The organism is Saccharothrix hoggarensis (genome assembly GCF_052936025.1).
This window is the reverse complement of record NZ_CP193624.1, coordinates 6,207,684-6,233,029: the sequence shown is the minus strand read 5'-3', so window position 1 is coordinate 6,233,029 and position 25,346 is coordinate 6,207,684. Positions and strand designations below refer to the sequence as shown.

Annotated in this window: 28 protein-coding genes; 20 read left to right on the top strand and 8 right to left on the bottom strand. The window is 73.0% G+C overall.

Features of this window, described 5'->3' with window-relative positions; genetic code table 11:
• Nucleotides 1-60: 60 nt before the first annotated feature.
• From ACRAKH_RS28160 to mutM, 12 genes are all read left to right on the top strand, one after another.
• On the top strand, nt 61-3,438 hold the full coding sequence (locus ACRAKH_RS28160) for a pyruvate carboxylase (protein WP_380724796.1): 3,378 nt from the start codon (nt 61-63) through the stop codon (nt 3,436-3,438).
• Nucleotides 3,439-3,573: 135 nt separating this feature from the next.
• The gene (locus ACRAKH_RS28155) at nt 3,574-4,656 is read left to right on the top strand and encodes an MBL fold metallo-hydrolase (RefSeq protein WP_447009398.1); all 1,083 of its coding nucleotides are present in this window, start codon (nt 3,574-3,576) and stop codon (nt 4,654-4,656) included.
• A complete protein-coding gene (locus tag ACRAKH_RS28150; RefSeq protein WP_380724794.1) occupies nt 4,653-5,366 on the top strand; it encodes an SDR family NAD(P)-dependent oxidoreductase in 714 nt (237 codons plus the stop codon). Before ACRAKH_RS28155 ends, ACRAKH_RS28150 begins: the two co-directional genes overlap by 4 nt.
• Before the next feature lie 51 nt (nt 5,367-5,417).
• Entirely contained in the window at nt 5,418-5,984 is a 567-nt protein-coding gene (rsmD, locus tag ACRAKH_RS28145) for a 16S rRNA (guanine(966)-N(2))-methyltransferase RsmD (protein ID WP_380724793.1), read from the top strand.
• Nucleotides 5,985-6,038: 54 nt separating this feature from the next.
• Nucleotides 6,039-6,521, top strand: a complete 483-nt coding sequence (gene coaD / locus ACRAKH_RS28140; protein WP_380724792.1) for a pantetheine-phosphate adenylyltransferase — start codon at nt 6,039-6,041, stop codon at nt 6,519-6,521.
• Between the two features lie 65 nt (nt 6,522-6,586).
• Nucleotides 6,587-6,994, top strand: coding sequence for a ribonuclease domain-containing protein (locus ACRAKH_RS28135; protein ID WP_380724791.1), 408 nt, complete (start codon nt 6,587-6,589; stop codon nt 6,992-6,994).
• Nucleotides 6,995-7,081: 87 nt separating this feature from the next.
• Nucleotides 7,082-7,798 (top strand): DivIVA domain-containing protein, encoded by a 717-nt coding sequence (locus ACRAKH_RS28130; RefSeq protein ID WP_380724790.1) that lies wholly within the window; start codon nt 7,082-7,084, stop codon nt 7,796-7,798.
• 114 nt (nt 7,799-7,912) lie between these two features.
• Nucleotides 7,913-8,500, top strand: a complete 588-nt coding sequence (locus ACRAKH_RS28125) for a YceD family protein (RefSeq protein WP_380724789.1) — start codon at nt 7,913-7,915, stop codon at nt 8,498-8,500.
• A gap of 2 nt (nt 8,501-8,502) precedes the next feature.
• The gene (rpmF, locus tag ACRAKH_RS28120; protein WP_073896635.1) at nt 8,503-8,685 is read left to right on the top strand and encodes a 50S ribosomal protein L32; all 183 of its coding nucleotides are present in this window, start codon (nt 8,503-8,505) and stop codon (nt 8,683-8,685) included.
• 30 nt (nt 8,686-8,715) lie between these two features.
• On the top strand, nt 8,716-9,528 hold the full coding sequence (gene rnc / locus ACRAKH_RS28115) for a ribonuclease III (protein ID WP_380724788.1): 813 nt from the start codon (nt 8,716-8,718) through the stop codon (nt 9,526-9,528).
• A gap of 7 nt (nt 9,529-9,535) precedes the next feature.
• Complete coding sequence (locus ACRAKH_RS28110) at nt 9,536-9,766, top strand: hypothetical protein (RefSeq protein ID WP_380724787.1); 231 nt, start codon at nt 9,536-9,538, stop codon at nt 9,764-9,766.
• A gap of 10 nt (nt 9,767-9,776) precedes the next feature.
• Nucleotides 9,777-10,634, top strand: a complete 858-nt coding sequence (mutM, locus tag ACRAKH_RS28105) for a bifunctional DNA-formamidopyrimidine glycosylase/DNA-(apurinic or apyrimidinic site) lyase (protein WP_380724786.1) — start codon at nt 9,777-9,779, stop codon at nt 10,632-10,634.
• Here the strand turns inward: mutM and ACRAKH_RS28100 are convergent, their stop codons facing one another.
• Complete coding sequence (locus ACRAKH_RS28100) at nt 10,635-11,126, bottom strand: MarR family winged helix-turn-helix transcriptional regulator (RefSeq protein WP_380724785.1); 492 nt, start codon at nt 11,124-11,126, stop codon at nt 10,635-10,637.
• Nucleotides 11,127-11,382: 256 nt separating this feature from the next.
• Between ACRAKH_RS28100 and ACRAKH_RS28095 the strand changes: the two genes are divergently transcribed.
• Nucleotides 11,383-12,060 (top strand): response regulator, encoded by a 678-nt coding sequence (locus ACRAKH_RS28095; protein WP_380724784.1) that lies wholly within the window; start codon nt 11,383-11,385, stop codon nt 12,058-12,060.
• Nucleotides 12,061-12,097: 37 nt separating this feature from the next.
• Nucleotides 12,098-12,634, top strand: coding sequence for a TetR/AcrR family transcriptional regulator (locus ACRAKH_RS28090; RefSeq protein ID WP_380724783.1), 537 nt, complete (start codon nt 12,098-12,100; stop codon nt 12,632-12,634).
• Between the two features lie 3 nt (nt 12,635-12,637).
• Here ACRAKH_RS28090 and ACRAKH_RS28085 read toward each other — a convergent pair whose 3' ends face one another.
• A complete protein-coding gene (locus ACRAKH_RS28085; RefSeq protein ID WP_380724782.1) occupies nt 12,638-13,741 on the bottom strand; it encodes an NAD(P)/FAD-dependent oxidoreductase in 1,104 nt (367 codons plus the stop codon).
• A gap of 69 nt (nt 13,742-13,810) precedes the next feature.
• Between ACRAKH_RS28085 and ACRAKH_RS28080 the strand changes: the two genes are divergently transcribed.
• Nucleotides 13,811-14,341, top strand: a complete 531-nt coding sequence (locus tag ACRAKH_RS28080; protein ID WP_380724781.1) for a GNAT family N-acetyltransferase — start codon at nt 13,811-13,813, stop codon at nt 14,339-14,341.
• Nucleotides 14,342-14,344: 3 nt separating this feature from the next.
• On the opposite strand, the gene ACRAKH_RS28075 is transcribed toward ACRAKH_RS28080, so the two are convergent.
• The 3 genes from ACRAKH_RS28075 to ACRAKH_RS28065 all read right to left on the bottom strand — a co-directional run bounded on the left by ACRAKH_RS28075 (nt 14,345) and on the right by ACRAKH_RS28065 (nt 16,192).
• Nucleotides 14,345-14,824 (bottom strand): hypothetical protein, encoded by a 480-nt coding sequence (locus tag ACRAKH_RS28075; protein ID WP_380724780.1) that lies wholly within the window; start codon nt 14,822-14,824, stop codon nt 14,345-14,347.
• Between the two features lie 134 nt (nt 14,825-14,958).
• The gene (locus tag ACRAKH_RS28070; protein ID WP_380724779.1) at nt 14,959-15,450 is read right to left on the bottom strand and encodes a hypothetical protein; all 492 of its coding nucleotides are present in this window, start codon (nt 15,448-15,450) and stop codon (nt 14,959-14,961) included.
• A 28-nt stretch (nt 15,451-15,478) separates the two neighbouring features.
• Entirely contained in the window at nt 15,479-16,192 is a 714-nt protein-coding gene (locus ACRAKH_RS28065; protein WP_380724778.1) for a CAP domain-containing protein, read from the bottom strand.
• Nucleotides 16,193-16,256: 64 nt separating this feature from the next.
• Here ACRAKH_RS28065 and ACRAKH_RS28060 point away from each other — a divergent pair, with 64 nt between their 5' ends.
• From ACRAKH_RS28060 to smc, 4 genes are all read left to right on the top strand, one after another.
• On the top strand, nt 16,257-16,553 hold the full coding sequence (locus ACRAKH_RS28060) for an acylphosphatase (RefSeq protein ID WP_380724777.1): 297 nt from the start codon (nt 16,257-16,259) through the stop codon (nt 16,551-16,553).
• A gap of 33 nt (nt 16,554-16,586) precedes the next feature.
• Nucleotides 16,587-17,093, top strand: coding sequence for a sigma-70 family RNA polymerase sigma factor (locus ACRAKH_RS28055; protein ID WP_380724776.1), 507 nt, complete (start codon nt 16,587-16,589; stop codon nt 17,091-17,093).
• Entirely contained in the window at nt 17,090-17,749 is a 660-nt protein-coding gene (locus ACRAKH_RS28050) for a zf-HC2 domain-containing protein (RefSeq protein ID WP_447009397.1), read from the top strand. The genes ACRAKH_RS28055 and ACRAKH_RS28050 overlap by 4 nt, the downstream gene beginning before the upstream one ends.
• Nucleotides 17,750-17,821: 72 nt before the next feature.
• Nucleotides 17,822-21,613 carry a chromosome segregation protein SMC gene (gene smc, locus ACRAKH_RS28045; RefSeq protein ID WP_447009396.1) on the top strand — a complete coding sequence of 1,264 codons (3,792 nt, stop codon included), beginning with the start codon at nt 17,822-17,824 and terminating at the stop codon, nt 21,611-21,613.
• 206 nt (nt 21,614-21,819) lie between these two features.
• On the opposite strand, the gene ACRAKH_RS28040 is transcribed toward smc, so the two are convergent.
• The 3 genes from ACRAKH_RS28040 to ACRAKH_RS28030 form a co-directional block, all read right to left on the bottom strand.
• Complete coding sequence (locus ACRAKH_RS28040) at nt 21,820-22,518, bottom strand: lysophospholipid acyltransferase family protein (RefSeq protein WP_380725484.1); 699 nt, start codon at nt 22,516-22,518, stop codon at nt 21,820-21,822.
• A gap of 14 nt (nt 22,519-22,532) precedes the next feature.
• Nucleotides 22,533-22,868, bottom strand: coding sequence for a hypothetical protein (locus ACRAKH_RS28035; RefSeq protein WP_380725486.1), 336 nt, complete (start codon nt 22,866-22,868; stop codon nt 22,533-22,535).
• A gap of 144 nt (nt 22,869-23,012) precedes the next feature.
• Nucleotides 23,013-24,179, bottom strand: a complete 1,167-nt coding sequence (locus ACRAKH_RS28030) for a cytochrome P450 (RefSeq protein ID WP_380725488.1) — start codon at nt 24,177-24,179, stop codon at nt 23,013-23,015.
• 224 nt (nt 24,180-24,403) lie between these two features.
• Between ACRAKH_RS28030 and ACRAKH_RS28025 the strand changes: the two genes are divergently transcribed.
• Entirely contained in the window at nt 24,404-25,336 is a 933-nt protein-coding gene (locus ACRAKH_RS28025; RefSeq protein ID WP_380725490.1) for a GNAT family N-acetyltransferase, read from the top strand.
• The last annotated feature ends 10 nt before the right edge of the window (nt 25,337-25,346 follow it).

Here is a 25,346-nt window from a genome sequence, read left to right as displayed (position 1 = left end):
TTCGTAGACCTGTGCGCGGGGTCGAGCAGACTCAGCCGAGCAACCGGGAGGGAACGCCGTATGTTCCGCAAGGTTCTTGTCGCCAACCGCGGCGAGATCGCGATCCGGGCCTTTCGCGCTGCCTATGAACTGGGTGCCGGAACGGTGGCCGTCTTCCCCCACGAGGACCGCAACTCCCTGCACCGGTTGAAGGCGGACGAGTCCTACGAGATCGGTGAGCCGGGCCACCCGGTCCGGGCCTACCTGTCCGTGGAGGAGATCATCAAGGCGGCCCGCAAGGCGGGCGTCGACGCGGTCTACCCCGGGTACGGCTTCCTGTCGGAGAACCCCGAGCTGGCCAAGGCCTGCGCCGACGCCGGCATCACGTTCGTCGGCCCGCCGTCGGACGTGCTGGAGCTGACGGGCAACAAGGCCCGCGCCATCGCCGCGGCCCGCGAGGCCGGCCTGCCGGTGCTGAAGTCCAGCGCGCCGTCCAGCGACATCGACGCCCTGGTGGCGGCCGCCGAGGACATCGCCTTCCCGGTGTTCGTCAAGGCGGTCGCGGGCGGTGGCGGCCGCGGCATGCGGCGCGTCGAGGAGAAGAGCGCGCTGCGCGAGGCGCTGGAGGCCGCGTCACGCGAGGCGGAGTCCGCGTTCGGCGACCCGACCGTGTTCCTGGAGCAGGCCGTCGTCGAGCCGCGGCACATCGAGGTGCAGATCCTCGCCGACGGCGAGGGCAACGTGATGCACCTGTTCGAGCGGGACTGCTCGGTGCAGCGGCGGCACCAGAAGGTGATCGAGATCGCGCCCGCGCCGAACCTGTCCCCGGAGCTGCGGGAGCGGATCTGCTCCGACGCCGTCCGGTTCGCCCGGCACATCGGCTACCGCAACGCGGGCACGGTCGAGTTCCTGCTCGACCCGCACGGCAACTACGTCTTCATCGAGATGAACCCGCGCATCCAGGTCGAGCACACGGTCACCGAAGAGGTCACCGACGTGGACCTGGTGCAGTCGCAGATGCGGATCGCGAGCGGCGAGACGCTGGACGACCTGGGGCTGAGCCAGGAGACCGTGCAGCTGCGCGGCGCGGCGCTGCAGTGCCGCATCACCACCGAGGACCCGGCCAACGGGTTCCGCCCCGACACCGGCATGATCAGCGCCTACCGCTCGCCGGGCGGCTCGGGCATCCGGCTGGACGGCGGCACGACCGGCGCGGGCACGGTCATCGGCGCGCACTTCGACTCGATGCTGGTCAAGCTGACCTGCCGCGGCCGCACGTTCTCGGCCGCGGTGGCCCGCGCGCGGCGCGCGGTGGCCGAGTTCCGCATCCGGGGCGTGTCCACGAACATCCCGTTCATCCAGGCGGTGCTGGACGACCCGGACTTCTACGAGGGCCGCGTCACCACCTCGTTCATCGAGAAGCGCCCGCACCTGCTGACCGCCCGGCACTCCGCCGACCGCGGCACGCGCATGCTCACCTACCTCGCCGACGTGACGGTGAACAAGCCGAACGGCCCCCGTCCGTCCGTCGTGGACCCGAAGGTGAAGCTGCCCGCGGTCGACCTCAACGCCGAGCCGCCGGCCGGGTCGCGGCAGAAGCTCGTCGAGCTGGGCCCGGAGGGCTTCGCCCGCTGGCTGCGGGAGAGCAAGGCGCTGGCCGTCACGGACACGACGTTCCGCGACGCGCACCAGTCCCTCCTCGCCACCCGCGTGCGCACCAAGGACCTGCTGGCCGTCGCGCCGCACGTGGCGCGCATGACGCCGCAGCTGCTGTCGCTGGAGGCGTGGGGCGGCGCGACGTACGACGTGGCGCTGCGGTTCCTCGCCGAGGACCCGTGGGAACGGCTCGCCGCGCTGCGCGAGGCCGTGCCGAACATCACCCTCCAGATGCTGCTGCGCGGCCGCAACACGGTCGGCTACACGCCGTACCCCGAGGCCGTGACCAGCGCGTTCGTCGAAGAGGCGACCAAGACAGGCATCGACATCTTCCGCATCTTCGACGCCCTCAACGACGTCGAGCAGATGCGGCCGGCGATCGAGGCGGTGCGGGAGACCGGCACGGCGGTCGCCGAGGTCGCCCTCTGCTACACGTCCGACCTGTCGAACCCGGACGAGCGCCTCTACACGCTCGACTACTACCTCAAGCTGGCCGAGCAGATCGTCGGCGCGGGCGCGCACGTGCTCGCGGTGAAGGACATGGCGGGCCTGCTGCGCCCGCCCGCCGCGGCCCGGCTGGTGACCGCGCTGCGCAAGGAGTTCGACCTCCCGGTCCACCTGCACACCCACGACACGGCGGGCGGCCAGCTGGCCACCTACCTGGCGGCCATCCAGTCCGGTGTGGACGCGGTGGACGGCGCGGTCGCGTCGATGGCGGGCACCACGTCGCAGCCGCCGCTGTCGGCGATCGTGGCCGCGACCGACTACACCGACCGGGCCACGGGCCTCGACCTGCGGGCCGTGTGCGACCTGGAGCCGTACTGGGAGTCGGTGCGCAAGGTCTACGCGCCGTTCGAGTCGGGCATCCCCGGCCCGACCGGCCGCGTGTACTCGCACGAGATCCCCGGCGGGCAGCTGTCGAACCTGCGCACCCAGGCGGTGGCGCTGGGCCTCGGGCAGAAGTTCGAGGAGATCGAGTCCATGTACGCCGCCGCCGACCGGATGCTGGGCCGCCTGGTGAAGGTGACGCCGTCGTCCAAGGTGGTCGGCGACCTGGCGTTGCACCTGGTCGGCGCGGGGGTGTCGCCGCAGGACTTCGAGGCGGACCCCGGCCGCTTCGACATCCCGGCGTCGGTGATCGGGTTCCTGCACGGCGAGCTGGGCGACCCGCCCGGCGGCTGGCCGGAGCCGTTCCGCAGCAAGGCGTTGCAGGGCCGCGCCGCGCCGAAGGGTGTGGCCGAGCTGACCGACGAGGACCTGAAGGGCCTCGAGGACGACCGCCGCAACACGCTCAACCGCCTGCTGTTCCCCGGCCCGACGAAGGAGTTCCGGGCGCACCGCGACGCGTACGGCGACACGAGCGTCCTGGGCAGCAAGGACTTCTTCTACGGCCTGAAGCCGGGCGAGGAGTACCAGGTCGACCTGGAGCCGGGCGTGCGGCTGCTGATCGGGCTGGAGGCGATCGGCGAGGCGGACGAGCGCGGCATCCGCACGGTGATGGCCACGTTGAACGGCCAGCTCCGCCCGATCCAGGTGCGCGACCGGTCGGTCGCGGCCGAGGTGCCGGTGGCGGAGAAGGCGGACCGGGGCAACCCCGGCCACGTCGCCGCGCCGTTCGCCGGTGTCGTCACGCCGAACGTGGCCGAGGACGACCAGGTCGAGGCCGGTCAGACGATCGCGACCATCGAGGCGATGAAGATGGAGGCCGCGATCACCGCGCCGAAGGCGGGCCGGGTGAAGCGCCTGGCCGTGCGCGGCGTGCAGCAGGTGGAGGGCGGCGACCTGCTGATCGTGCTGGAGTGACGTCCGCTTCCTCCGGGCCGGGCGTCGACGTGGCGCCCGGCCCGGAGGCCGTTGCGGTCTGGTCCCGCTCGCCGGGTGCGCACGGTCACCCGACCGCGGGGGAACCGGGCCGTCGGACGTCGCGTTGGACCGGGCATGAAGAAGGTCACCGCAGCCCTGCTCGCCCTCACGGCCGGCGCCGTCGCCTGGGCGGCGCGCGACGTGCCGACCGCGCTGGGCGGCAAGCCCGCGGGTGAGCGGCTGCGGCGGTCGCCCCAGTACCGCGGTGGGAAGTTCCACAACGCCGCGCCCACCCGCACGATGCCGCCGGACGGCGCGGCCGGGACGGTGCGCGAGCTGTTCTTCGGCGGGCAGCAGCGGCGGCCCGTGGGCGAGGTGCCGCTGGTGCCGCCCGCCCCCGGCTCCCCGGACGGCCTGCACATCACCTGGTACGGCCACGCGTCCGCGTTGGTCGAGGTCGACGGCGCGCGCATCCTGATCGACCCGGTGTGGAGCGACCGGTGCTCGCCGTCCCCCGTGGTCGGACCCCGCCGCCTGCACCCGGTCCCGCACCAGCTGCACGAGGTCGGCCGCGTGGACGCCGTCGTCATCTCGCACGACCACTACGACCACCTCGACCTGCCGACGGTGCGCGCGCTCGCCAGGGACCAGGAAGCGGTGTTCGTGGTGCCGCTGGGCATCGGCGCGCACCTGCGCCGCTGGCACGTGCCGGAGCACCGGATCGTCGAGCTGGACTGGCACGAGTCGCACGAGGTGGCCGGCGTCGCGCTCGTCGCGACCCCGGCGCAGCACTTCTCCGGCCGCGGGTTCGACCGGGACAACACGCTGTGGGCGTCCTGGGTCATCAAGGGCCCGGACCACCGCGTCTTCTACAGCGGCGACACGGGCTACTTCGACGGCTACAAGGCGATCGGCGAGGAGCACGGCCCGTTCGACGCCTCCCTGATCCAGATCGGCGCGTACGGCCCGGGGTGGCCGGACATCCACATGACGCCGGAGGACGGCGTGGCCGCCCACCGGGACGTCAGGGGCGGCCTGCTGATCCCGGTGCACTGGGCCACGTTCAACCTCGCGTTCCACGACTGGTCGGAGCCCGTCGACCGGGTGTGGCGCGAGGCCAAGGCGCACGACATCCCGCTCGCCGTCCCTCGTCCGGGTGAGAGGATCAACGTCGACGAACCCCCGGCGGTCGACGGATGGTGGCAAGCACTCGCATGAGCGACAACAGCGACGGCACGAGGACGGCAGTGGTCACGGGCGGCGGCACCGGCATCGGCCGGGCCATCGCCGAGGAGCTGGTCCGGCGCGGCCTCGACGTGGTGATCACCGGGCGCCGCGCGGACGTCCTGGAGCGGACCGCGGGCGAGATCGGCGCGCGGGCGGTGGCGTTCGACGCGGCCGACCAGGCGTCGGTCGACGCGGCGCTCCCGCACCTGCCCGAACGGGTGGACGTGCTGGTCAACAACGCGGGCGGCCTCGCGGACGGCGACGGCCTGAAGCAGGAGTGGCTGGCCATGTACGAGGCGAACGTCGTCACGGCGGTCCTCGTCACCACGGCCCTCGGACCGCGCCTCGCCGACCAGGCCCGCGTGGTCACCATCGGGTCCATCGCGGGCCGGCGAGGCGGCGGCAGCTACGGCGCGGCCAAGGCGGCGGTGGAGGCGTGGACGGCCGAGCTCGCGTTCAAGCTGGGCGGCCGGGGCATCACCGCGAACGTCGTCTCGCCCGGCTTCGTCGACGACACGGAGTTCTTCGGCGGCGGCATGACCGAGCGGCGCCGCGAGACCCTCGTCGCGGAGACGGCCAACGGCCGCGCCGGCACGCCCGCGGACGTCGCGGCGACCGTGGCGTTCCTCGCCTCGCCGGAGGCCGGGCACATCACCGGCCAGGTGATCGCGGTCAACGGCGGCGCGCACCTCGGCCGGTGACGCCGGTGGGACCCTGGCCGGTGGGACCCTGGCCGGTGGGACGATGACGGGGTGACCAGGATCGTCGCGGGCGCCGCCGGTGGCCGCAGACTGCAAGTGCCGCCGCGCGGCACCCGTCCGACGTCCGACCGCGTCCGCGAGGCGTTGTTCAGCTCGCTCGAAGCGCTGGTCGACCTCGACGGCGTCGCGGTGCTCGACCTGTACGCGGGTTCCGGCGCGCTCGGCTTCGAGGCGCTGTCGCGCGGCGCGGCCGCGGCCACGTTCGTCGAGTCGGACAAGCGGGCTGCCGAAGTGCTGAAGGGCAACGCCCGGACCGTCGCCCTGCCCGGCGCGACCGTCCTCAACCGCACCGCGGAGGCCGTCGTCGCGACCCGCCCGGACGCGCCGTGCGACGTGGTGTTCGCCGATCCGCCCTACGCGGTGACCGACGAGCAGCTGGACCGGGTGCTCCAGGCCCTGGTCACGAACGGTTGGACGAAACCGGGCTCGCTCATCATCGTGGAACGGGGCGCGCGCAGTCCTGAACCAATGTGGCCACCTGCCGTGGAATCCTTGCGCAGCAAGCGATATGGCGACACGGCGCTGTATTGGGCGGAACATGTTGACGCCACCGGGTGATGCGGACCACGCACCTGAGTGGATGCGTCCGATCGGGTGCTACCGTCCGAAACCATGACGCGTGCCGTGTGCCCCGGCTCCTACGACCCGGTCACCAACGGACACCTGGACATCATCGGCAGAGCGGCGAAGCTCTTCGACGAGGTCGTCGTCGCCGTGCTCATCAACAAGAACAAGAAGACCTTGTTCTCGGTCGAGGAGCGCACGGAGATGCTGCGCGAGGTCACCTCGCAGTGGCCGAACGTGCGGGTCGACGCCTGGCACGGCCTGCTGGTCGACTACTGCCGGGAGAACGACATCAAGGCCATCGTCAAGGGCCTGCGCGCGGTCAGCGACTACGACTACGAGCTGCAGATGGCGCAGATGAACCACCAGCTCTCGGGCGTCGACACGCTGTTCATGCCGACGAACCCGATCTACAGCTTCCTCGCCAGCTCCCTGGTGAAGGACGTGGCGACCTACGGCGGCGACGTGACCAGCCTGCTGCCGCCCAGCATCAAGGACCGGCTGACCGCGAGGCTCGCAGAGGGTCGCTGACCGGTCACGCCTGGTTAACGTCAGGGGTACCGGGGAGTCACCCGGTGTAGTTACCGTTCACGATCATGAGCGAGATCACATCGCGCACCGTCAAGGTGCTGCTCTCCCTGCTGCTGGTCCTCGCCGGCACGTTCGGCACGTCCGCCACCGCGTCCGCCCAGGCCGCGTGCGGCGACACGTCGGCCTTCCGCAAGGTCGCCCTGTCGAGCCTGCCCACCCAGGCGACTGACACCGTCCGGCTCGTCCAGCGCGGCGGGCCGTACCCATACCCGCAGGACAACCAGACGTTCTACAACCGCGAGGGCATCCTCCCGGCCTGCTACACGGGCTACTACAAGGAGTACACGGTCAAGACGCCCGGCATCTCCACGCGCGGCGCGCGGCGGATCGTCACCGGCAACGCGACCCCGAAGCTGTACTTCTACACGCCCGACCACTACGCGAGCTTCGTCCTGGTGGACATCACCCGGTAGTCGGACACGCCCTGCCGATCTCCCGGCGGCGACGAGATCGGCAGGGCACACTAGGACGGGTACTGATGTGGGCGCGAGGAGTGAGACGTGTACCGGGTGTTCGAGGCCCTCGACGAGCTGGTCACGATCGTCGAGGAAGCGCGTGGCGTGCCGATGACCTCCGGGTGCGTCGTGCCGCGCGGTGACGTGCTCGAACTCCTCGACGACGTGCGCGACGCCATCCCCGCGGAGCTGGACGACGCGCAGGACGTGCTGGACCACCGCGACGAGCTGGTCGGCAAGGCGCAGCACGAGGCGGACCAGAGCCTGAGCAAGGCCCGCGCCGACGCCGAGCGGATGGTCGCCGAGGCGCAGCACGAGGCCGAGCGGATGCTGTCCGAGGCCCGCGCGCGGGCCGAGCGGATGGTGGCCGAGGCCGAGGACCAGGCCCAGCGCACCGTCTCGGCGGGCCGCCAGGAGTACGAGGAGCTGGTGGGTCGGGCCCACGCCGAGGCCGACCGCATGGTCCAGGCCGGTCGGGCGAACTACGAGCGCGCGATCGAGGAGGGCCGGGCGGAGCAGGCGCGCCTGGTCGACCAGACCGAGGTCGTGCAGGCCGCGCACGCCGAGTCGGCGCGCGTGCTGGAGGCCGCCCAGGCGGAGGCCATCCGGCTGCGCAACGAGTGCGACGCGTACGTGGACGGCAAGCTGGCCGACTTCGAGGACCTGCTCGCGCACACCCTGCGCAGCGTCGGGAAGGGCCGCTCGCACCTGCGCGGCCCGGCCGTCGCGAGCGCCGCCGCGCCGTTCGACTACCACGACTGACCCGGGTGAGACCCGACCGGACGACCTCCGACCAGCCGATTTCACGCCGACGCCCGTTGTCCCGTACCCTTGACCGGCTAGCCGTGGTAGGTCCCCGGCGGCACACCAAACATCATGTCTGAGCATCGTCACGCCTCCGCGCGTCCCACAGCGACCGGGCCCTGGGTCATCGACACCAGGGACCTCGGGCGTCGTGCGGGCTCCAGCCGCGGTTACCGCAGGACGGTGCCCGCGCCAGGCCTCGGCCTCGCGGGCGTGATCGCGGTACCGGCGGGGGGCAGCGTCGAACTCGACCTCCTGCTGGAGTCGGTGGTCGAGGGAGTGCTCGTGACGGGCACCGCCGCCACGGTGGTCGAAGGGGAGTGCTCGCGCTGCCTGGAGCCGCTGTCGGCGGACGTGCAGGTGGAGCTGACGGAGCTGTACGCGTATCCGGACAGCACCACCGACGAGACCACCGAGGAGGACGAGGTCAGTCGTCTCCACGACGACCTGATCGACCTCGAACCCGTGGTGCGCGACGCCATCGTGCTCGCGTTGCCACAGGTGCCGCTGTGCTCGCCGGACTGCCCCGGGCTGTGCGTCGACTGCGGCGGCAAGCTGGCCGATCTCGGCCCCGACCACGGGCATGAGACGATTGACCCCCGTTGGGCTGCGTTGCAAGAGCGGTTCGGCGGGAATCGTGACAATCCAGAGGAGAACTAGTCGTGGCCGTCCCGAAGCGGAAGATGTCGCGCTCGAACACGCGCTCGCGCCGCGCTCAGTGGAAGACCGCTGCCGTGCACCTGGTGGCCTGCCAGAACAAGGCCTGCCGCCAGCCGAAGCCGCAGCACGTCGCCTGCCCGGCCTGTGGCCAGTACGACGGCCGCCAGGTCGTCCAGCCGGCCTGATCTCCCCTCTGGCGAAGGTAGCGGCGAATCGTGGGGGGTAGGTCGTCGCGCGGTCGGTCCGCCGACCGCGCCCCGTTGATCGAAGCGCTCGGCGTCCCCTTGGACGCCGAGCTGCTGACGCTCGCGCTCACACACCGGTCGTACGCGTACGAGAACGGCGGCCTGCCGCCGAACGAGCGACTGGAGTTCCTCGGCGACGCGGTGCTCGGCCTCGTGGTCACAGATCACCTGTACCGCACGCACCCCGACCTGCCCGAGGGGCAGCTCGCCAAGCTCCGCGCGAGCGTCGTGAACATGCACGCCCTCGCGGGCGTGGCCCGCGGCCTCGGCGACGACGGGCTGGGCGGGCACCTGCTGCTCGGTCGCGGCGAGGAGCTGACCGGTGGCAGGGACAAGGCGAGCATCCTCGCTGACGGCCTCGAAGCCGTCATCGGCGCGGTGTACCTGCAGTTCGGCATCGAAACCGCGCGTCAACTGGTTCACCACCTGTTCGACCCGTTGCTGGCGGAAGCGCCACTCCGGGGCGCCGGGCTGGACTGGAAGACCAGTCTCCAGGAGCTGACCGCCTCGGCCGGTCTCGGCGTCCCCGAGTACCGGGTGGACGACCAGGGACCGGACCACCGCAAGGAGTTCACCGCCACGGTGCTCGTCGGTGGTCAGGCCTACGGCACCGGCGACGGCCGCACGAAGAAAGAAGCCGAGCAGAAGGCGGCCGAGGCCGCCTACCGCGTGTTGCACGAACGGGTTCGCGCCGAGCAGGAGACCGGCGCGTCCGGGAACGGCCACCGCGACTCGGCGACCACGCAGGCTTCACCTCAGGCTTCACCTACTCAGGAAGACTGACGCCGAAATGTATGCCACGAACGTCCGGACGAACCGACGCGCGCGCCACGCGCGTCCTTCCCGCCCGCTGAACGCCAGCCGCAACGGCGGCATCCAGGGCCTGGTCCTCGTGCGCGACACCGCCCAGGCGGGCGGTTGGATGCTCAAGCCGACCAAGCCGCAGGCCGCCGCGTACGAGATGCTCGAAGAGCTCGAGCGCGCCGAGGCCGAGGCCGCCGAGCGCGAGTCCGAGGACTGATCGACCGCCCGTGCCCGAGCTGCCCGAGGTAGAAGTAGTCCGCCGAGGTCTGCACGAGCACGTGGCCGGCAGGACCGTCGCCGCTGTCGACGTCCTCCACCCACGAGCGATCCGCCGCCACCTGCCCGGTGCGGCGGATTTCGCCGTGCGCCTGGTCGGTCAGCGGCTCGACGCCGTGCGGCGGCGCGGCAAGTACCTGTGGATCGACCTGTCCGGCGGCGAGGCCGTGCTCGCGCACCTCGGCATGAGCGGCCAGATGCTGGTCCAGCCCGTCGGCACGCCGGACGAGAAGCACCTGCGGGTGCGGGTCCGGTTCGCCGACGACGGCCCCGAGCTGCGGTTCGTGGACCAGCGCACGTTCGGCGGCGTGGCGTTGGCGGACCTCGTCGAGGTCGACGGCGTCCGGGTGCCGCTGCCGATGGCGCACATCGCGCGCGACCCGATGGACCCGGCGTTCGACCCGGGCGCCGCGGTCGCCGCGCTGCGGAGGCGCCGGACCGGGGTGAAGCGCGCGCTTCTCGACCAGACCCTCGTGTCGGGCGTCGGGAACATCTACGCCGACGAGGCGCTGTGGCGGGCCAAGCTGCACGGCCTGCGCCCGGCGGACCGGCTGACCAGGCCGAAGGCCGCCGAGTTGCTCGCGCACGCCACGCAGGTGATGTACGAGGCGCTGGGCGAGGGCGGCACGTCGTTCGACGCGCTCTACGTCAACGTGAACGGCCAGTCGGGCTACTTCGACCGGTCCCTGGCCGTGTACGGGCGGGAGGGCGAGCCGTGCCGGCGGTGCGGCGCGCCGATCCGGCGGGAGCCGTTCATGAACCGGTCGTCGTACTCGTGCCCGCGCTGCCAGCCCCGGCCGCGGGTCTGATCACCGCGTCGCCCGCACCGGGGCGGCCTGCACCGAGGCGGACCGGGCGGCGGGCTGCGCCGGGGCGGGATCGGCGAGCCTGCGCAGCAGCGGCGTGACGGACTTCAGCGTGTCGCGGTCCTCGGGGGAGAGCCGGGACAGCCGCTCGGACAACATCTCGGCCTCGCCGTGCGCCAGGGACACGATGGTGTCCCGGCCGAGCCCGGTCAGCTCGACGATCGTGGCCCGCCCGTCGGCCGGGTCGGACTCGCGGCGCACCAGGCCGCTCGACTCCAGGCCGGTCACCACCGTGGTCGCCGTGGGCTGCGAGCACAGCGCCCGCACCGCGATCTCGCCGATCCGCATCGGTCCCTGCGACGCCAGCTCCGCGAGGACCAGCAGCTGGGTCGGCTGGAGCCGGCGCACGGACGCGGACTGGCGCAGGCTGCGGATCAGCCGGTGCACGGCGACCACGAGTTGTAACGCATCCTGATTAGTCACACTAGTGGTCATCAAGACCCTCCTCGCGGCTCACCGTGAGTGAGCATGTGGCCGAATTCGGACAGGACATTCGCACTTTCGAAGTACAGCTGTCCAGTAAACGGATTCATTCGCACCCGGATGTACTCACCCTTTCCGCACCGATGCGGAGAGGAGTCCGTCAGAACGGCATAAAAGGTGGTCGGGACGCCATCAAGGGCGCGTCAGGAACTTGGCCGCACGTAGTCGCGCGGGACGTCGCCCGAGGCCCCGGGCGTAGTGTCGCAGCGTGACAAAGGTGCTGGTGGTCGACGACGAGCCGCAGATCGTGCGGGCGTTGCGGATCAACCTGTCCGCCCGGGGTTACGCCGTGCTGACCGCTCACGACGGCAAGGCCGCGCTCAAGGCCGCCGCCGACGGCAAGCCCGACGTGGTGGTGCTCGACCTCGGCCTCCCCGACGTGGACGGGACCGAGGTGATCGCGGGCCTGCGCGGCTGGACGACCGTGCCGATCATCGTGCTGTCCGCGCGGGTGGACTCGGCGGACAAGGTGGAGGCGCTGGACGCCGGCGCCGACGACTACGTGACCAAGCCGTTCGGGATGGACGAGCTGCTGGCCCGGCTGCGGGCGGCGGTGCGGCGCTCGGCGGTCGTCGAGGGCGGGGACGCGGTCGTGGAGACGGCGTCGTTCACCGTGGACCTGGCCGCGAAGAAGGTGCGCCGGGACGGCGCCGAGGTGCACCTGACGCCCACCGAGTGGGGCGTGCTGGAGCTCCTGGCCCGCAACCGGGGTCGGCTGGTGGCGCAGAAGCAGTTGCTCCAGGAGGTGTGGGGCCCGGCGTACGCCAAGGAGACCCACTACCTGCGGGTGTACCTGGCCCAGTTGCGGCGCAAGCTGGAGCCCGAGCCGGCGCGGCCCCGGCACCTGGTGACCGAGCCGGGGATGGGCTACCGGTTCGAGCCCTAAGCGGGGCCGCGCGGAGAGGGGGTTGCCCGTGGCCACGGTGCCCCGTAGGCCTTACGAGCGGGGCGAACTGCGTTCCGCCGTGGTGACGGCCGCCCGTGCGCTGGTGGCGGCCGAGGGCGTCTCGGGCCTGACCGTGCGGGAGGCCGCCGCGTCGGCCGGGGTGTCCCACGCCGCCGCCCGCCGCCACTTCGCGGACGACGCCGAGCTGGTCGCGGCCGTGGCGGTGCTGGGATTCGACGAACTCGGCGCGGCGGTGTCGGCGGCGGGCGACCGCCTGCACGGGGTGGCGCAGGCCTACGTGGGCTTCGCGGTGGCGAACCCGGCGCTGTACCGGCTGATGTTCGACAGCGGGACGTCGGAACTCGCGGCGGCCGGGCAGCGGGTGCTCGCACCGGCCGTCGCCGCGGCTCGCGGGTCCGGCGAGCCGGCCGGGCACGACGCGACCGTCCTGGTGGCGTGCGTCCTGCACGGCCTGTGCTCGCTCCTGCTCGCCGGGCAACTCCCCGCGGCGCGGTCGGCCGACCTCGCGCGGACCGTGACGGCGCTGGTCGAGTCGGCCCTGGCCGCCCGCTGACGCTCAGCCGGCGGGCAGCGTGGGCCGCCGCTCGAACATGACGGTGCCGCGCACCACCAGCTCCTTGACCCGTGCCGCCAGCCGACCGGTGAGGACGCGCTCCTTGGGGTTGTCGTCGGCGTCCACGAACTGGATCAGCCCGTCCCGGCGGCCCAGGCTGATGCACTGGATGTGGTACCGGAAGTCCAGCGGGACGGGCTCCCGGCCGTTCAGCCGCCTGGCCAGGCCGCGCACGGCCTGCTGGGTCGTCGGCAGGCTCGTCGCGCACGCCATCCGCAGTTCCAGGCCGTCGCGCCGCTTGACCACGGCGGCGTCGCCGACGGCCATGACGTCGGGGTGCGACACCGACGTCGCGGTGTGGTCGACCAGCACCCGGCCGCGGGCGTCCACCGCGAGCCCCGCCTCGGCCGCCAGGTCGGGCACCCGGAAGCCCGCCGTCCACACGACGGTGTCGGCGGCGACCACCTCGCCGGTGGCGAGCACCAGGCCGTCGGCGCGGACCTCGGTGACGTCGGCGTGGTCGCGCACCCGGATGCCGAGCCGGTCGAACACCCGGCGCAGGTGCCGCCTGCCCTTGTCCGACAGCGCCTCGCCGAACCCGCCGCCGGTCACCAGCAGCACGGTGAGGTCCGGACGCGCCTCGGCCAGCTCGGTGGCGGCCTCGACGCCGGTCAGCCCACCGCCGGTCACGGCGACCGTGCGGGCGTTCGCGAGCGCCTTCGCCAGCTCCTCCGCGTCCTCCTGCGTGGACACCGAGTGGGCGTGCTCGGCCGCGCCCGGCACGCCCGTGACGTCCGCGTGGCTGCCCAGCGCGTAGATCAGCCGGTCGTAGGTCAGCGCCCCGCCGGTGAGCTGGACCTTGCGGGTTCCGACGTCGATGCCGGTCACCCGGTCCACCACCAGCTCGACGCCGGTGCCCGCGACCAGGTCCGCGAGCGGCAGGTCGCGCAACGGCTGCCCGGTCGCGAGCTGGTGCAGCCGCACCCGCTCCACGAACCGGTCCCGCGCGTTGACCAGGGTGACCCGGGCGCCGGTCCACCTCGCCGTCAGCTTGGCCGCCGCCAGGCCCGCGTACCCGGCGCCGACCACCACGATGTGCTCTGCCATGTCCCCGTCCTCTCGTCAGGGGTGGAGCGAGGTGGGGCGCGTGATCGTGACGGGCCTAGGGTGTGAACCGTGTCACGGGTATCGGTGGTCCACACCTGGCAGTTGTCCGGAGCGGCGCTCGCCGCGGTCCGGGAGCTGCTGGACGAGGCGTTCGACGGGGACTTCGGCGAGGAGGACTGGGAGCACGCCCTCGGCGGGGTGCACGCCCTCGTGCACGACGGTGACGAGCTGGTCGGCCACGGCGCGGTCGTGCAGCGCCGCCTGCTCCACGGCGGCCGGGCGCTGCGGGCCGGGTACGTGGAGGGCGTCGCCGTGCGGGCGGACCGACGTCGCCGAGGCGTCGGCGGAGTCGTGATGGCGGCCCTGGAGGACGTCGTGCGCGGCGCGTACGACCTGGGCGCGCTCAGCGCGTCCGAGGACGCCCTGGAGTTCTACGCGGCCCGCGGCTGGCAGCGGTGGCGCGGCCGGACGTTCGCGCTGACGCCCGGCGGGGTCGAGCGCACCGAGGAGGAGGACGACGGGGTGTTCGTCCTGCCGGTGGCGACGCTCGACCCGGCGGGCGACCTCACCTGCGACTGGCGCGACGGCGACGTCTGGTAGCCGTCAGGGCGTGGTCGTGGTGGTCGTGGTGGTGGGTGCGACCGTCGTGGACGTGGAGGAGGACGTCGTCGTCGGCGGGAGGTAGGACGTCGGCGGGTTGCTCGACGGCCTGGTGAACTGCGGCCGGGACGACGTCGCCGCGGTCGGCTCGGGCGGCTGCTCGGGCGGCGGCTGGTCGATCCGGCGCTGCTCCTCCGGCTTGGCCCCGGCCGCGTCACGGCCCGGCGTCGTGCCCACGCGGGTGGACACCGTGACCACCACCGTGACCGGGCGGCCGTCCGGGCCGGCGCTCACCGACGTGCCGACCGTCGCCCTCACCTCGGCCTTCGGCTCGGGCGGACCGGAGTCCGACGCCCGCTCACCCGCGGCCAGCACGGACGCGAGCGTGGCGACCACCGTGGCGACGGCGGCGCCGCCCGCGGCGAGCATCACGACCGAGGAGAACTTCTTCCGGGGTGACGCTTGACGATCTTGGTCGAACACACCATCTCCCTGTGGGGGACCCGGACGGATGGTCAGTGTTCGAGGTATCGGCGGGTCACCCCACCGGTCTTCACCGTTCGAGCGGTCCTCCACCCGATGGTGTGGAGGACCGTCACCCCTCGCGGGCGACCTCGTTACGGCGTGGTCGAGCTGGGCGTGGTGGAGCTGGGCGGGTCGACCGTGGTGGTCGGGTCCGGGTCGGGCGTGGGGGTCGACGTCGACGTCGTGGGCTGCGCCGTCGTGGGCGCCGGGCCCGGCTGCGGGTCGTCCACCGTGGTGGTCGTGGTGGTGCCGTCCGGCTTGGTCACCGTGGTCACGCGGCGGCGCGGCGGCGTGGTCGTGGTGGGCGCCGCGGCGGACGTCGTGGTGGTCGTCGTGGTCAACGCGGTGCTGGACGTCAGGCTCACCGGCGCGGACGACGACGACGTGCTCGGGACCGTGGTCAGCGTGCTGCGGGACACGACGTCCTCGCGCGGCACCGGGTTGGCGGGGGAGGCGTCGGGGGTCGCGCCGGCGAACGACGCGATGGTGGCGAAGATCGTCGACACGGCGATCCCGGACGCGGCCAGCAGCACGTGGGGCGACACGCGCGGACGGGCGCGCTCGGGCTCCGGGGTCTCGTACAACGGTTCTCCCAAGGTCTGCTTGACGTCTCTACCAGCCGAAGTTCTGGGTCCAGTACCAGCCGCGGGTGTCCAGACCCACGCCGATGGTGGTGAACCCGCAGTTCAGGATGTTGCGCCGGTGCCCGTCGGAGTTCATCCAGGCCCGCATGACCTGGTCCGCCGACCGCTGCCCCTTGGCGATGTTCTCCCCGCCGGGGCTCGGGTAGCCGGCTTCGCGCATCCGCTGCGCGAAGCCGACGCCCTCGGGCGTCGTGTGCGAGAAGTAGTCGCGCTCGGCCATGTCGGCGCTGTGGGCCCGCGCGGCGGCGACCACCCGGTCGTCCACCTTCAGCGGGCCGCAGCCGGCGAGGTCGCGGGCCTCGTTCACCAGGGCCACGACCTGGTCCGCCTCCGACGACCGGGCAGGGGTCGTGGTCGTGGTGGGCGCGGCCGTCGTCTCCGCCGTCGTCGTGGTCGTCGGAACCGTCGTGGTGGTCGTGGTCGTCTCGGTGGTCGTCGTCGTGGTGGTGGTGGTGGTGGTCTCGGACGACGTCGGCGCCGGAGCGGGGGACGGCACGGCCTCCGGCGAGATGGCGCGCGCTGGCTCGCCGAGGCCGCCCACCCCGCCGACGCCGCCGTTGTCGGAACCGTCGCGCTGTGCTGCGCTTTCCCCGACGAACGGGGCGAGCTGGTCCGGGTTCGCGACGGCGACGCCGGTCGCACCGGCCGCGCCGAGGAGCAGGCCGACGAGTCCGCCGATCACGGATCGGTTACCGCGCCGTGCAGTCACGGTCGCGCACCGTACCACTAATGGGTGAAATGACAGGATGGCTGTTGTGGCTGGAGCAGAGGGGACCGTGCGGCTGACCGCGTGGGTCCGGGGGCAGGTGCAGGGCGTGGGCTTCCGGTGGTGGACGCGTTCGCGGGCTCTTGAGCTGGGACTTGTCGGTTCGGCGGCCAACCTGCGTGACGGGCGGGTCGAGGTGAACGCCGAAGGGTCGGAATCCGCGTGCCGGGATCTGCTCGCTGCGCTCCGTTCCGGCGATACCCCCGGTCGGGTGGACTCGGTCGTGGAGCGGTGGTCCGACCCCCGCGGCGGCTTGACCGGTTTCGTGGAGCGTTGAACGCCGGCCCGGTCGATGGCGTAGTACTTCGGTGTGGACCGTGGCGAAGATGTCGTCAGGCAGCTGTACGGCCGTTGGCGCGGCCCGCTGCACGGCTACGTCCTGCGCATGGTCGGCGGCGACCACCAGCAGGCCGAGGACGTGGTCCAGGAGACCCTGCTGCGGGCGTGGCGGCACGCCGACGAGCTGACGCCCGCCGACGCCGGACCGTGGCTCTACACGGTCGCCCGGAACCTGGTCATCTCCGGCTTCCGCAAGCGCGGCGGCCGCAACTCGGAGGTGCCCATCGAACCCGGTGACCTCCCCCCGGTCGCGGACGAGGTGGACCACGTCCTCCAGAGCTGGCAGGTCGCGGAGGCGCTGCGGGCGCTGACCGCCGACCACCGCAACGTGGTGGTCGAGCTGTACTACCGCAGGCGTTCGGTCGCCGAGGCGGCGGCGGTCCTGGGCATCCCGCCGGGCACGGTCAAGTCGCGCTGCTTCTACGCCCTGCGGGCGCTGCGCGACGCGTTGGAGGAGCGGGGGGTGACCGAGTCGTGAGCTGTGACCGGACCGTGGCGCTCGGCGCCTACCTGCTCGGCTCCCTCGACCCGGCCGAGCGGTCGTCGTTCGAGCGGCACCTGCACGGCTGCTCCGTCTGCCGCCGCGAGATGGTGCGGCTCGCGCCGCTGCCGGGCCTGCTCGGCCAGGTCCAGCTCTCGGACCTGGAGCTCTCGCTCGACGACCCGGGGCCCGGCCCCGACCTGTGGCCGCTGCCGCCCCGCGACGAACCCGAGGCCGACCCGCCGCCCGCCCGCCCGCGCCGTCGCCGCCGGCCGGTGCTGGTCGCCGCCGGTGTGCTGGCGGTGCTCGTCGCGCTGGCCGGCGTGCTGGTGCCGCGGCTGGCGCGCGACGACGGTCCGGCCGCCGTGACCTGGCACGCGTCCGACGGCACGTCCGGCGTGGTGGCCAGCGCCGACCTCGTCGGCAAGTCCTGGGGCACCGAGCTGTGGATGACCGTGGAGAACATCCCCAAGGGCCTGAGGTGCAAGCTGATCGTCCACGACCGGGCCGGCCGCGCCGAGATCGGCGGCTGGTGGGGCACCGACCACGCGCCGGACGAGCGCATCCCCGGGTCGACGTCGTTCCCGGTCGGGGAGATCGAGCGGCTCGACGTCGTGGTGGACATGAAGGTGCTGGTCTCGGTCCGGCCGTGACGCGGCCGGCGTGATACCGCTGGTCAGCGCGCCTGCCCCGGGCGTCCGCCGGGCACGGGTACGCTGCCCGGCGTGCACCTCAAGAGCCTGACGCTGAAGGGCTTCAAGTCCTTCGCCTCGGCTACCACGCTGCGCTTCGAGCCCGGCATCACGTGCGTCGTCGGACCGAACGGGTCCGGCAAGTCGAACGTGCTCGACGCGCTGCGCTGGGTGATGGGCACGCAGGGCGCGAAGGACCTGCGCGGCGGCAAGATGGAGGACGTCATCTTCGCCGGCACGTCCGGCCGCGCGCCGCTCGGCCGCGCCGAGGTGACGCTGACCATCGACAACTCCGACGGCGCGCTGCCGATCGACTACGTCGAGGTGTCGATCACCCGCCGCATGTTCCGCGAGGGCGCCACCGAGTACGAGATCAACGGCAACTCGTGCCGCCTGATGGACATCCAGGAGCTGCTGAGCGACTCCGGCATCGGCCGCGAGATGCACGTCATCGTCGGCCAGGGCCAGCTCGCCGCGATCCTGGAGTCGAAGCCGGAGGAGCGCCGGGCGTTCGTCGAGGAGGCCGCGGGCGTCCTGAAGCACCGCAAGCGCAAGGAGAAGGCGCTGCGGAAGCTGGAGGCGATGCAGGCGAACCTGACCCGCCTCACCGACCTCACCGCCGAGCTGCGCCGCCAGCTCAAGCCGCTGGGCAAGCAGGCCGAGATCGCCCGCCGCGCCCAGGTCGTGCAGTCCGAGCTGCGGGACGCCCGGATGCGCCTGCTCGCCGACGACCTGGTGACGCAGCGCGAGGCGTTGGCGCGCGAGGAGCAGGACGAGGCCGCCGCCCGCGCCCGCCGCGCCGAGGTGGAGCGGTCGCTGCAACAGGCGCAGGTCCAGCAGAACGAGCTGGAGGACCAGGTCGCGGCGGACGCGCCGAAGCTCCAGCAGGCGCAGGACACGTGGTACCGGCTGTCGGCGCTGGAGGAGCGGCTGCGCGGCACCGTGCGGCTGGCCGTGGAGCGGGAGCGGCACCTGTCGGCGGCCGTGGAAGCGCCGCGCGGCGGGCGTGACCCGGACGAGCTGGAGGCCGAGGCCGAGCAGACCGCGATGCTGGAGCAGGAGCTCCAGGACGGCGTGACGGAGGCGCGGGTCGGGCTGGCGGAGGCCGTGGAGACGCGGGCCGAGCTGGAGCGCGTGGTGTCCGCGGCGGAGAAGGCGCACCTGGCCGCCGTGCGGGCCATCGCCGACCGGCGCGAGGGCCTCGCCCGGCTGTCCGGCCAGGTCGAGGCGCTGCGGTCGAAGACGAGCGCGACCGCCGAGGAGATCGAGCGGATGTCGATCGCGCTGGCCGAGGCGGTCGAGCGGTCCGAGGTCGTCCAGCAGGAACTCGCCGAGGCCCGTGAGGTGACCGGGACCGAGGACGAGGACGACGTCGGGCTGGACGAGCGGCACCGGCTGGCGGTGGAGGCGGACGACGCGGCGCGCCGCCGGGTCGAGGAGCTGGTCAAGGCCGAGCGGGCCGCCGAGCGCGACATCGCGTCGTGGAAGGCGCGGGTGGACGCGCTGTCGCTGGGCCTGACCCGCAAGGACGGCGCGGGCGCGTTGCTGGCGTCCCGGCTGCCGGGGCTGCTGGGCTCGGTCGCGGCGCTGCTGACCGTGGAGCCGGGCGCGGAAATCGCGCTGGCGGCGGCGCTGGGCCCGATCGCGGACGCGGTGGCCGTGGCGTCCGGGGCCGACGCGGTGGCCGCGCTGGAGCTGTTGAAGGAGCAGGACACCGGCCGGGCGGGCGTGCTGGTGGGCGGCGCGCCGGTGAGCGTCGACCGGTCCGGCTGGCCGACGTTGCCGGCGGGCGCTCGGTGGGCCGTGGACGTGGTGGGGGCGCCGGAGCCGCTGCGGCCCGCGTTGCACCGGGCGCTGGAGCGGGTCGCGGTGGTGGACTCGCTGGCCACCGCGCGGCGGTTGGTGGACGAGCACCCCTCGGTGCGCGCGGTGACCCGTGACGGCGACGTGCTCGGCGCGGACTGGGCCGTCGGCGGGTCCGGGCGCAGCCAGAGCGTCATCGAGGTCCAGGCCGCGGTGGACGAGGCGTCGGAGAAGCTGGCGCTGGCCGAACGCGCGTTGGAGCAGTCCGCGGCCGCCCTGGAGGGCGCGCGGGCCGAGCAGCAGGCCCGGCGGGCCGAGGTCGCCGCGGTGAAGGAGCAGCTGAACGAGGCCAAGGTGCGGCGCGCCCGGTCGTCCGAGCGGCTGAACCGGCTCGCGGCGGCGGTGCGGTCGGCCGAGGCGGAGGTCGAGCGGGCGCGCGCCCAGCGGGAGAAGGTCGAGGCCGCCCGCGAGGAGAACCTGCTCAAGCTCGCCGAGCTGGAAGAACGGCTGCTGGTGGCGCAGGAGCAGCCGCTCGACGACGAGCCGGACACGTCCCACCGCGACGAGATGGCCGCCGAGCTGGCCGCCGCACGTCAAGGCGAGGTCGACGCCCGGCTGTCGCTGCGCACGGCCGAGGAGCGCGCCCGCGCGTTGCAGGGCAAGGCCGAGGGACTGCGCCGGGCCGCGCGCGCCGAGCGGGAGGCCCGCGAACGCGCCCAGCGCGCCCACGCCGCCCGTGCCCGCGGCGCCGTCGTCGCGAAGGCCGTGGTGCGGGGCGGCGAGGTCGCGCTGGAGCGGATCGGCGCGTCCCTGGCCCGCGCGGCACGCGAGCGGGACGCCGCGCAGGAGCGCAAGGCGCAGCGCGAGACGTACCTGGCGCAGGTCCGGGGCCTGGTCCGCGAGATGTCCGGCGAGCTGGAGAAGCTGACCGACGCCGTGCACCGCGACGAGGTGCTGCGGGCCGAGCAGCGGATGCGCATCGAGCAGCTGGAGACCAAGGTCGCCGAGGAGTTCGGCATCGGCCTGGAGGACCTGGTCGCCGAGTACGGCCCGGACGTGTTCATCCCGCCGTCGCCGCAGGAGGTCGCCGAGTACGAGGCGGCGAAGGAGCGCGGCGAGGCCGTGACGCCGCCGCAGCCGATCCCGTACGACCGGGACACCCAGGCGCGGCGCGCCAAGCGCGCCGAGCGGGACCTGTCGCTGCTGGGCAAGGTCAACCCGTTGGCGCTGGAGGAGTTCGCGGCGCTGGAGGAGCGCTACAAGTTCCTGTCCAACCAGCTGGAGGACATCAAGGCGACGCGGCGCGACCTGCTGACCGTGGTGAAGGAGGTCGACGACAAGATCCTCGAGGTCTTCACGTCGGCCTACGAGGACGTGGCCCGCGAGTTCGAGGTCGTGTTCAAGGTCCTGTTCCCCGGCGGCGAGGGACGGCTGGTGCTGACCGAGCCGGACGACATGCTGACCACCGGCATCGAGCTGGAAGCCCGGCCGCCCGGCAAGAAGGTCAAGCGGCTGTCGCTGCTGTCCGGTGGCGAGAAGTCGCTGGCGGCGGTGGCGATGCTGGTCGCGATCTTCCGCGCCCGGCCGTCGCCGTTCTACGTCATGGACGAGGTCGAGGCGGCGCTGGACGACACCAACCTGCACCGGTTGATCGGCTTGTTCGAGCAGCTGCGGGAGCACTCGCAGCTGTTGATCATCACGCACCAGAAGCCGACGATGGAGATCGCCGACGCGCTGTACGGCGTGTCGATGCGCGGTGACGGCATCAGCCAGGTGATCTCGCAACGGCTGCGCGGTGAGGACAAGCCGAAGCGCGCCAAGCCCGCCGCTGCTGTCGCCGCCGTCGCTGCCGTCGCGTCGGAATCCGCCGATGATCTCGCGCCGGCGGCTGAGGCTGGGCCGGCCTCCGAGCCCGAGCAGGTTTCCGGGTCTGAGCGGATCTCGGAACCCGAGCCGACGTCCGAGCCTGACCCGGCACGCGGCGACGAGTCGTCCACCGCCGAGTCCTCCACCGCCGAGTAGCTCACGGCCGAGTAGTCGCCCCCCGCGTCGTCCACAGCGGAGCAGTCGGCTCCTGAGGCATCCACCGCGGAGTTGTCCACAGCGGAGGTGCCGGCTTCCGAGTTGTCCACAGGTGAAGCTTCAGCAACCCGAATCGTCGGCGGTCGCCGGCAGAATGAAATCAGGGGTCCCTCTGGCGGGGACCCCTGATTCGGTTCTCGGTCGGACTATCGGTCGTCGAGGCGCTTCGCCTCTTCCGGCGTGGGCGCGGTGCCGCCCAGGTGGGCCGGCTGCCACCACTGGCCCTCGCCCGACTCCGGGTACCGGGCCTGCGCGTCGTCCAGCAACGCCTGCATCCGCTCGCGCAGCGCGGCGTCCGTGGTCGGCTCCATCGGCTCGCCGATGACGATCGTCACCGGCACGTGGCGCTGGGTCAGGGACTTCGGCCTGCCCTTCGTCCACAGCCGCTGGGTGCCCCACACGGCGGTCGGCAGGAGCGGCACGCCGGCCTCGGCCGCGAGGCGCACCGCGCCGCTCTTCACCTCCTTGACGGTGAACGACCGGCTGATCGTGGCCTCCGGGAAGATCCCGACGACCTCGCCGGCCCGCAGCGCGTCCAACGCCTGCTGGTAGGACGCCTGGCCGGCGGCCCGGTCCACCGGGATGTGGCGCATCCCGCGCATGAGCGGGCCGGACACGCGGTGGCGGAACACCTCGTGCTTGGCCATGAACCGGACCAGCCTGCGCGCGGGCTGCGCGCCGTAGCCGGCGAAGATGAAATCGAGGTAGGAGACGTGGTTGGAGGCCAGCACGGCCCCGCCGGTGGTCGGCACGTGTTCCGCGCCTTCCACGGTGATCCGCAGGTCGAGCACGCGGAACATCAGCTTGGCCGCGGCGATCACCGGCGGGTACACGCGATCTGGCATGTCCTCAGCGTACGTTACTCGTGAGTAGTGCCCTCGTGCTCACGCACCACCCGGGGCACGCCCGCCAAGTCCTCCTCGTTGCAGAGCAACTTGAGGGCGTAGTAGGGCGAGCCCTTGGTGTCGTCGTAGTCGAGGTGCACCGCGATGACGTCGACCGGCTCGCCGAGCCAGTCCTGGGTCTGCCTCAGCCACGTGGCCGCGCGCTCCATGGCGTTGGGCAGGTCGTCGTCGCGGAACTCCACCGGCCGGTAGGGGACCTCCTGCACCTGGTCCCGCTGGTTGGCAGGCATCGGTAGGTCTACCGCCACCCCGCTGTCGTTGAGTTCGAGTTGGATCGTTTCCTCGCTCACGGGTCCAGGGTTCCCCACCGCGAAACGCGCGGCAATAGATGTCCGTCACCCGTGACGTCGTGTCGCCCGAACCAGACGCGGACCAAACACCCGCCGAACACCGGTTGACGCCGATCGGAACCGGTCGTGACCGGCCGGAACGGGTCAGACGCGCACCGGCAGCTCGGCGAGACCGCTGACCAGCACCCGCCGCCAGGCCAGCTCCTCGACGGGTCGGGCCGCCCGCAGCCCCGGGAACCGCTCCAGCAGCACGGTCAGCGCCTCCCGCAGCTCGATCCGGGCCAGCTGGGCGCCGAGGCAGAAGTGCGGGCCGACGCCGAGCGCCAGGTGCGGGTTGGGGGTGCGGCCCAGGTCGAGCCGGTCCGGGTGCGGGAACGCGCGCGGGTCGCGGTTCGCCGAGCCGATCGACGCCATCACGCCCTCACCCGCGCGGATCACCACACCGGCGACCGGCACGTCCTCCAGCGCCACCCGCAGCTGCCCCACGTCGCTGAGCCGCGTGAACCGCATCAGCTCCTCCACGGCGCTCGGCACCAGCGACGGGTCGGCCACCAGCCGTTCCCACGCCGACCGGTCGCGCAGCAGGGTCGCGACGAAGCCGGTGATCTGGTTCGCCGACGTCTCGTGCCCCGCGACCAGCAGGTTCAGTGCGAACGCGACCAGCTCGTCGTGCGTCAGCGGCGTCGCGCACAGCTCGTCGAGCAGGTCGTCGGACCGGGCCTCCCGCCGTTTCGCCGCGACCAGCTCGCCCATGTACGCGACCAGGCTCGCCATCGCCGCCTCGACGCGCGACTGCTCCGACATCTCCATGCTGTAGGCCAGCTCGACCCACTCCCGGAACCGCTCGCGGTCCCCGTACGGCACGCCGAGCAGCGTGCAGATGACCTGGAGCGGCAGCGGCAGCGCGTACACCCGCCGCAGGTCCGCGCCGTCCACGACGTCGTCCGCCAGCTCCTCGCACAGCTCTCGCACCCACGGACGGGTCCGCTCGATCCGCCGGTGCGAGAACGCGCCGGACACGAGCTTGCGCAGCCGGGTGTGCTCGGGCGGGTCGGTGGTCGGCAGGGTGCCGGGCAGCGGCCGGGACACCCCGACCCGCGGCGCGCCCTCGGCCACCACGCCGGCCCGGGAGAACCGCGGGTCCGCCAGCACCAGCTTCACGTCGTCGTAGCGGGTCACCAGCCACACGACGGCGCCCGCGAGGGTTCGGACCCGAACCGCCGGCGCCTCCTCGCGCAGCCGCGCCCACGTGGGCGAGGGGTCGAACGCGAAGGCGTCGGCGAAGGGGATGTCGAGGACGTCGTCCGTCATGCCCCCGACGCTAGGAGGCGCGGGAGCGTTGTGCCGGCGCCATCCGGTGCGCGTCGGCAGGCACCGAGCGCGACGCCGCCGTCCGGCGCAGGGTCGCGGCCGGCGGTCGGATCGCACGCCGTCGAGGACGTCCGGGCGCCGCCGCGCGACGTCCGTCACGTCCCGCGATCCCGGCGTCGAAAACTCCCTCGCGTTCGCCCGACTCGCGGGCGACCATTCCAGACATGTACGACATCCGTCCCGCCGCCCAGGACGACCTGGACGCCGTGCTCGCGCTGATCCTGCGCCTGCAGGCCGACGACGCGCACCACATCGGCTACCTCGGTGAGACGCTCGGCGACGTCTCCGCCGAGCTGGCCGAGTTCGAGCCGGACTGGTCCGCGTGCACCGTCGTCGCCACCGACGACTCGGGGTGGGTGCGTGGCGCGCTCACCGTCGAGCTGGACACCGACACCGGCCGCGCCTACCTGCACGGACCGTTCGTGGACGTGCCGGTCAACCACCCGGCGGGCAGCCGGATCTGGGACCAGACCGCGGACGCCCTGTACGCGCGGGTCGCGCCGCTGCTCGACGGCGTCGCCGACCGGGAGCTGCTCGGCCACACCGGGCACCGGCGGCTGGCCGCGTTCGCCGAGCGGCACGGCTTCTCGGCCGCCCGCCCGTGCGGCATCCACGTCCTCGACGGCGAGGGCCTGCGCGGCCTGATGCTGCGCGAGGCGAGCTGCCCGCGCACCGGTCCGGCCCGCGAGATGCGCGTGCTGCCGACCGACGCGGCCGTGCACGAGGCCGTGGCCGTGCTGCACGAGCGGTGCTTCCCGAAGACCTACCTGTCCGGGCGCAAGCTCGTGGACGGCAGCCGGTCCCACACCGTGGTGGTCGCGATGGACGGCGACCGGGTGCTCGGCTACGCCTCGGGCAAGGCCGAGCCGAGCGAGTTCTACCTGGACTTCGTGGCCGTGGAACCGGACGTGCGCGGGCAGGGCGTCGGCGGCGCGCTGGTCACCGAGCTGGTGTGGAAGTTGGCCGAGAAGTCCGGCGCCCGACCGCAGGCCGCCGCCGCGATCCTGGCCGGCAACCGGTCGTCGCAGCGGCTGTTCGACCGGCTGGGCTTCCGCCTGCACCTGGAACTCGTCGCCTATCGCGCCCAAGCCGCCTGACCGTGCCGCC

Bases quoted from the DNA above. Each gene is read 5' to 3' on its own strand.
- ACRAKH_RS28155 (WP_447009398.1), top strand. From the start codon at position 3,574: ATGAAGAAGGTCACCGCAGCCCTGCTCGCCCTCACGGCCGGCGCCGTC.
- ACRAKH_RS28085 (WP_380724782.1), bottom strand. From the start codon at position 13,741: ATGGCAGAGCACATCGTGGTGGTCGGCGCCGGGTACGCGGGCCTGGCG.
- ACRAKH_RS28025 (WP_380725490.1), top strand. From the start codon at position 24,404: ATGTACGACATCCGTCCCGCCGCCCAGGACGACCTGGACGCCGTGCTC.
- ACRAKH_RS28135 (WP_380724791.1), top strand. From the start codon at position 6,587: ATGAGCGAGATCACATCGCGCACCGTCAAGGTGCTGCTCTCCCTGCTG.
- ACRAKH_RS28040 (WP_380725484.1), bottom strand. From the start codon at position 22,518: ATGCCAGATCGCGTGTACCCGCCGGTGATCGCCGCGGCCAAGCTGATG.
- ACRAKH_RS28160 (WP_380724796.1), top strand. From the start codon at position 61: ATGTTCCGCAAGGTTCTTGTCGCCAACCGCGGCGAGATCGCGATCCGG.
- ACRAKH_RS28100 (WP_380724785.1), bottom strand. From the start codon at position 11,126: ATGACCACTAGTGTGACTAATCAGGATGCGTTACAACTCGTGGTCGCC.
- coaD (WP_380724792.1), top strand. From the start codon at position 6,039: ATGACGCGTGCCGTGTGCCCCGGCTCCTACGACCCGGTCACCAACGGA.
- ACRAKH_RS28150 (WP_380724794.1), top strand. From the start codon at position 4,653: ATGAGCGACAACAGCGACGGCACGAGGACGGCAGTGGTCACGGGCGGC.
- ACRAKH_RS28125 (WP_380724789.1), top strand. From the start codon at position 7,913: ATGTCTGAGCATCGTCACGCCTCCGCGCGTCCCACAGCGACCGGGCCC.
- ACRAKH_RS28060 (WP_380724777.1), top strand. From the start codon at position 16,257: ATGGCTGTTGTGGCTGGAGCAGAGGGGACCGTGCGGCTGACCGCGTGG.
- ACRAKH_RS28030 (WP_380725488.1), bottom strand. From the start codon at position 24,179: ATGACGGACGACGTCCTCGACATCCCCTTCGCCGACGCCTTCGCGTTC.
- ACRAKH_RS28110 (WP_380724787.1), top strand. From the start codon at position 9,536: ATGTATGCCACGAACGTCCGGACGAACCGACGCGCGCGCCACGCGCGT.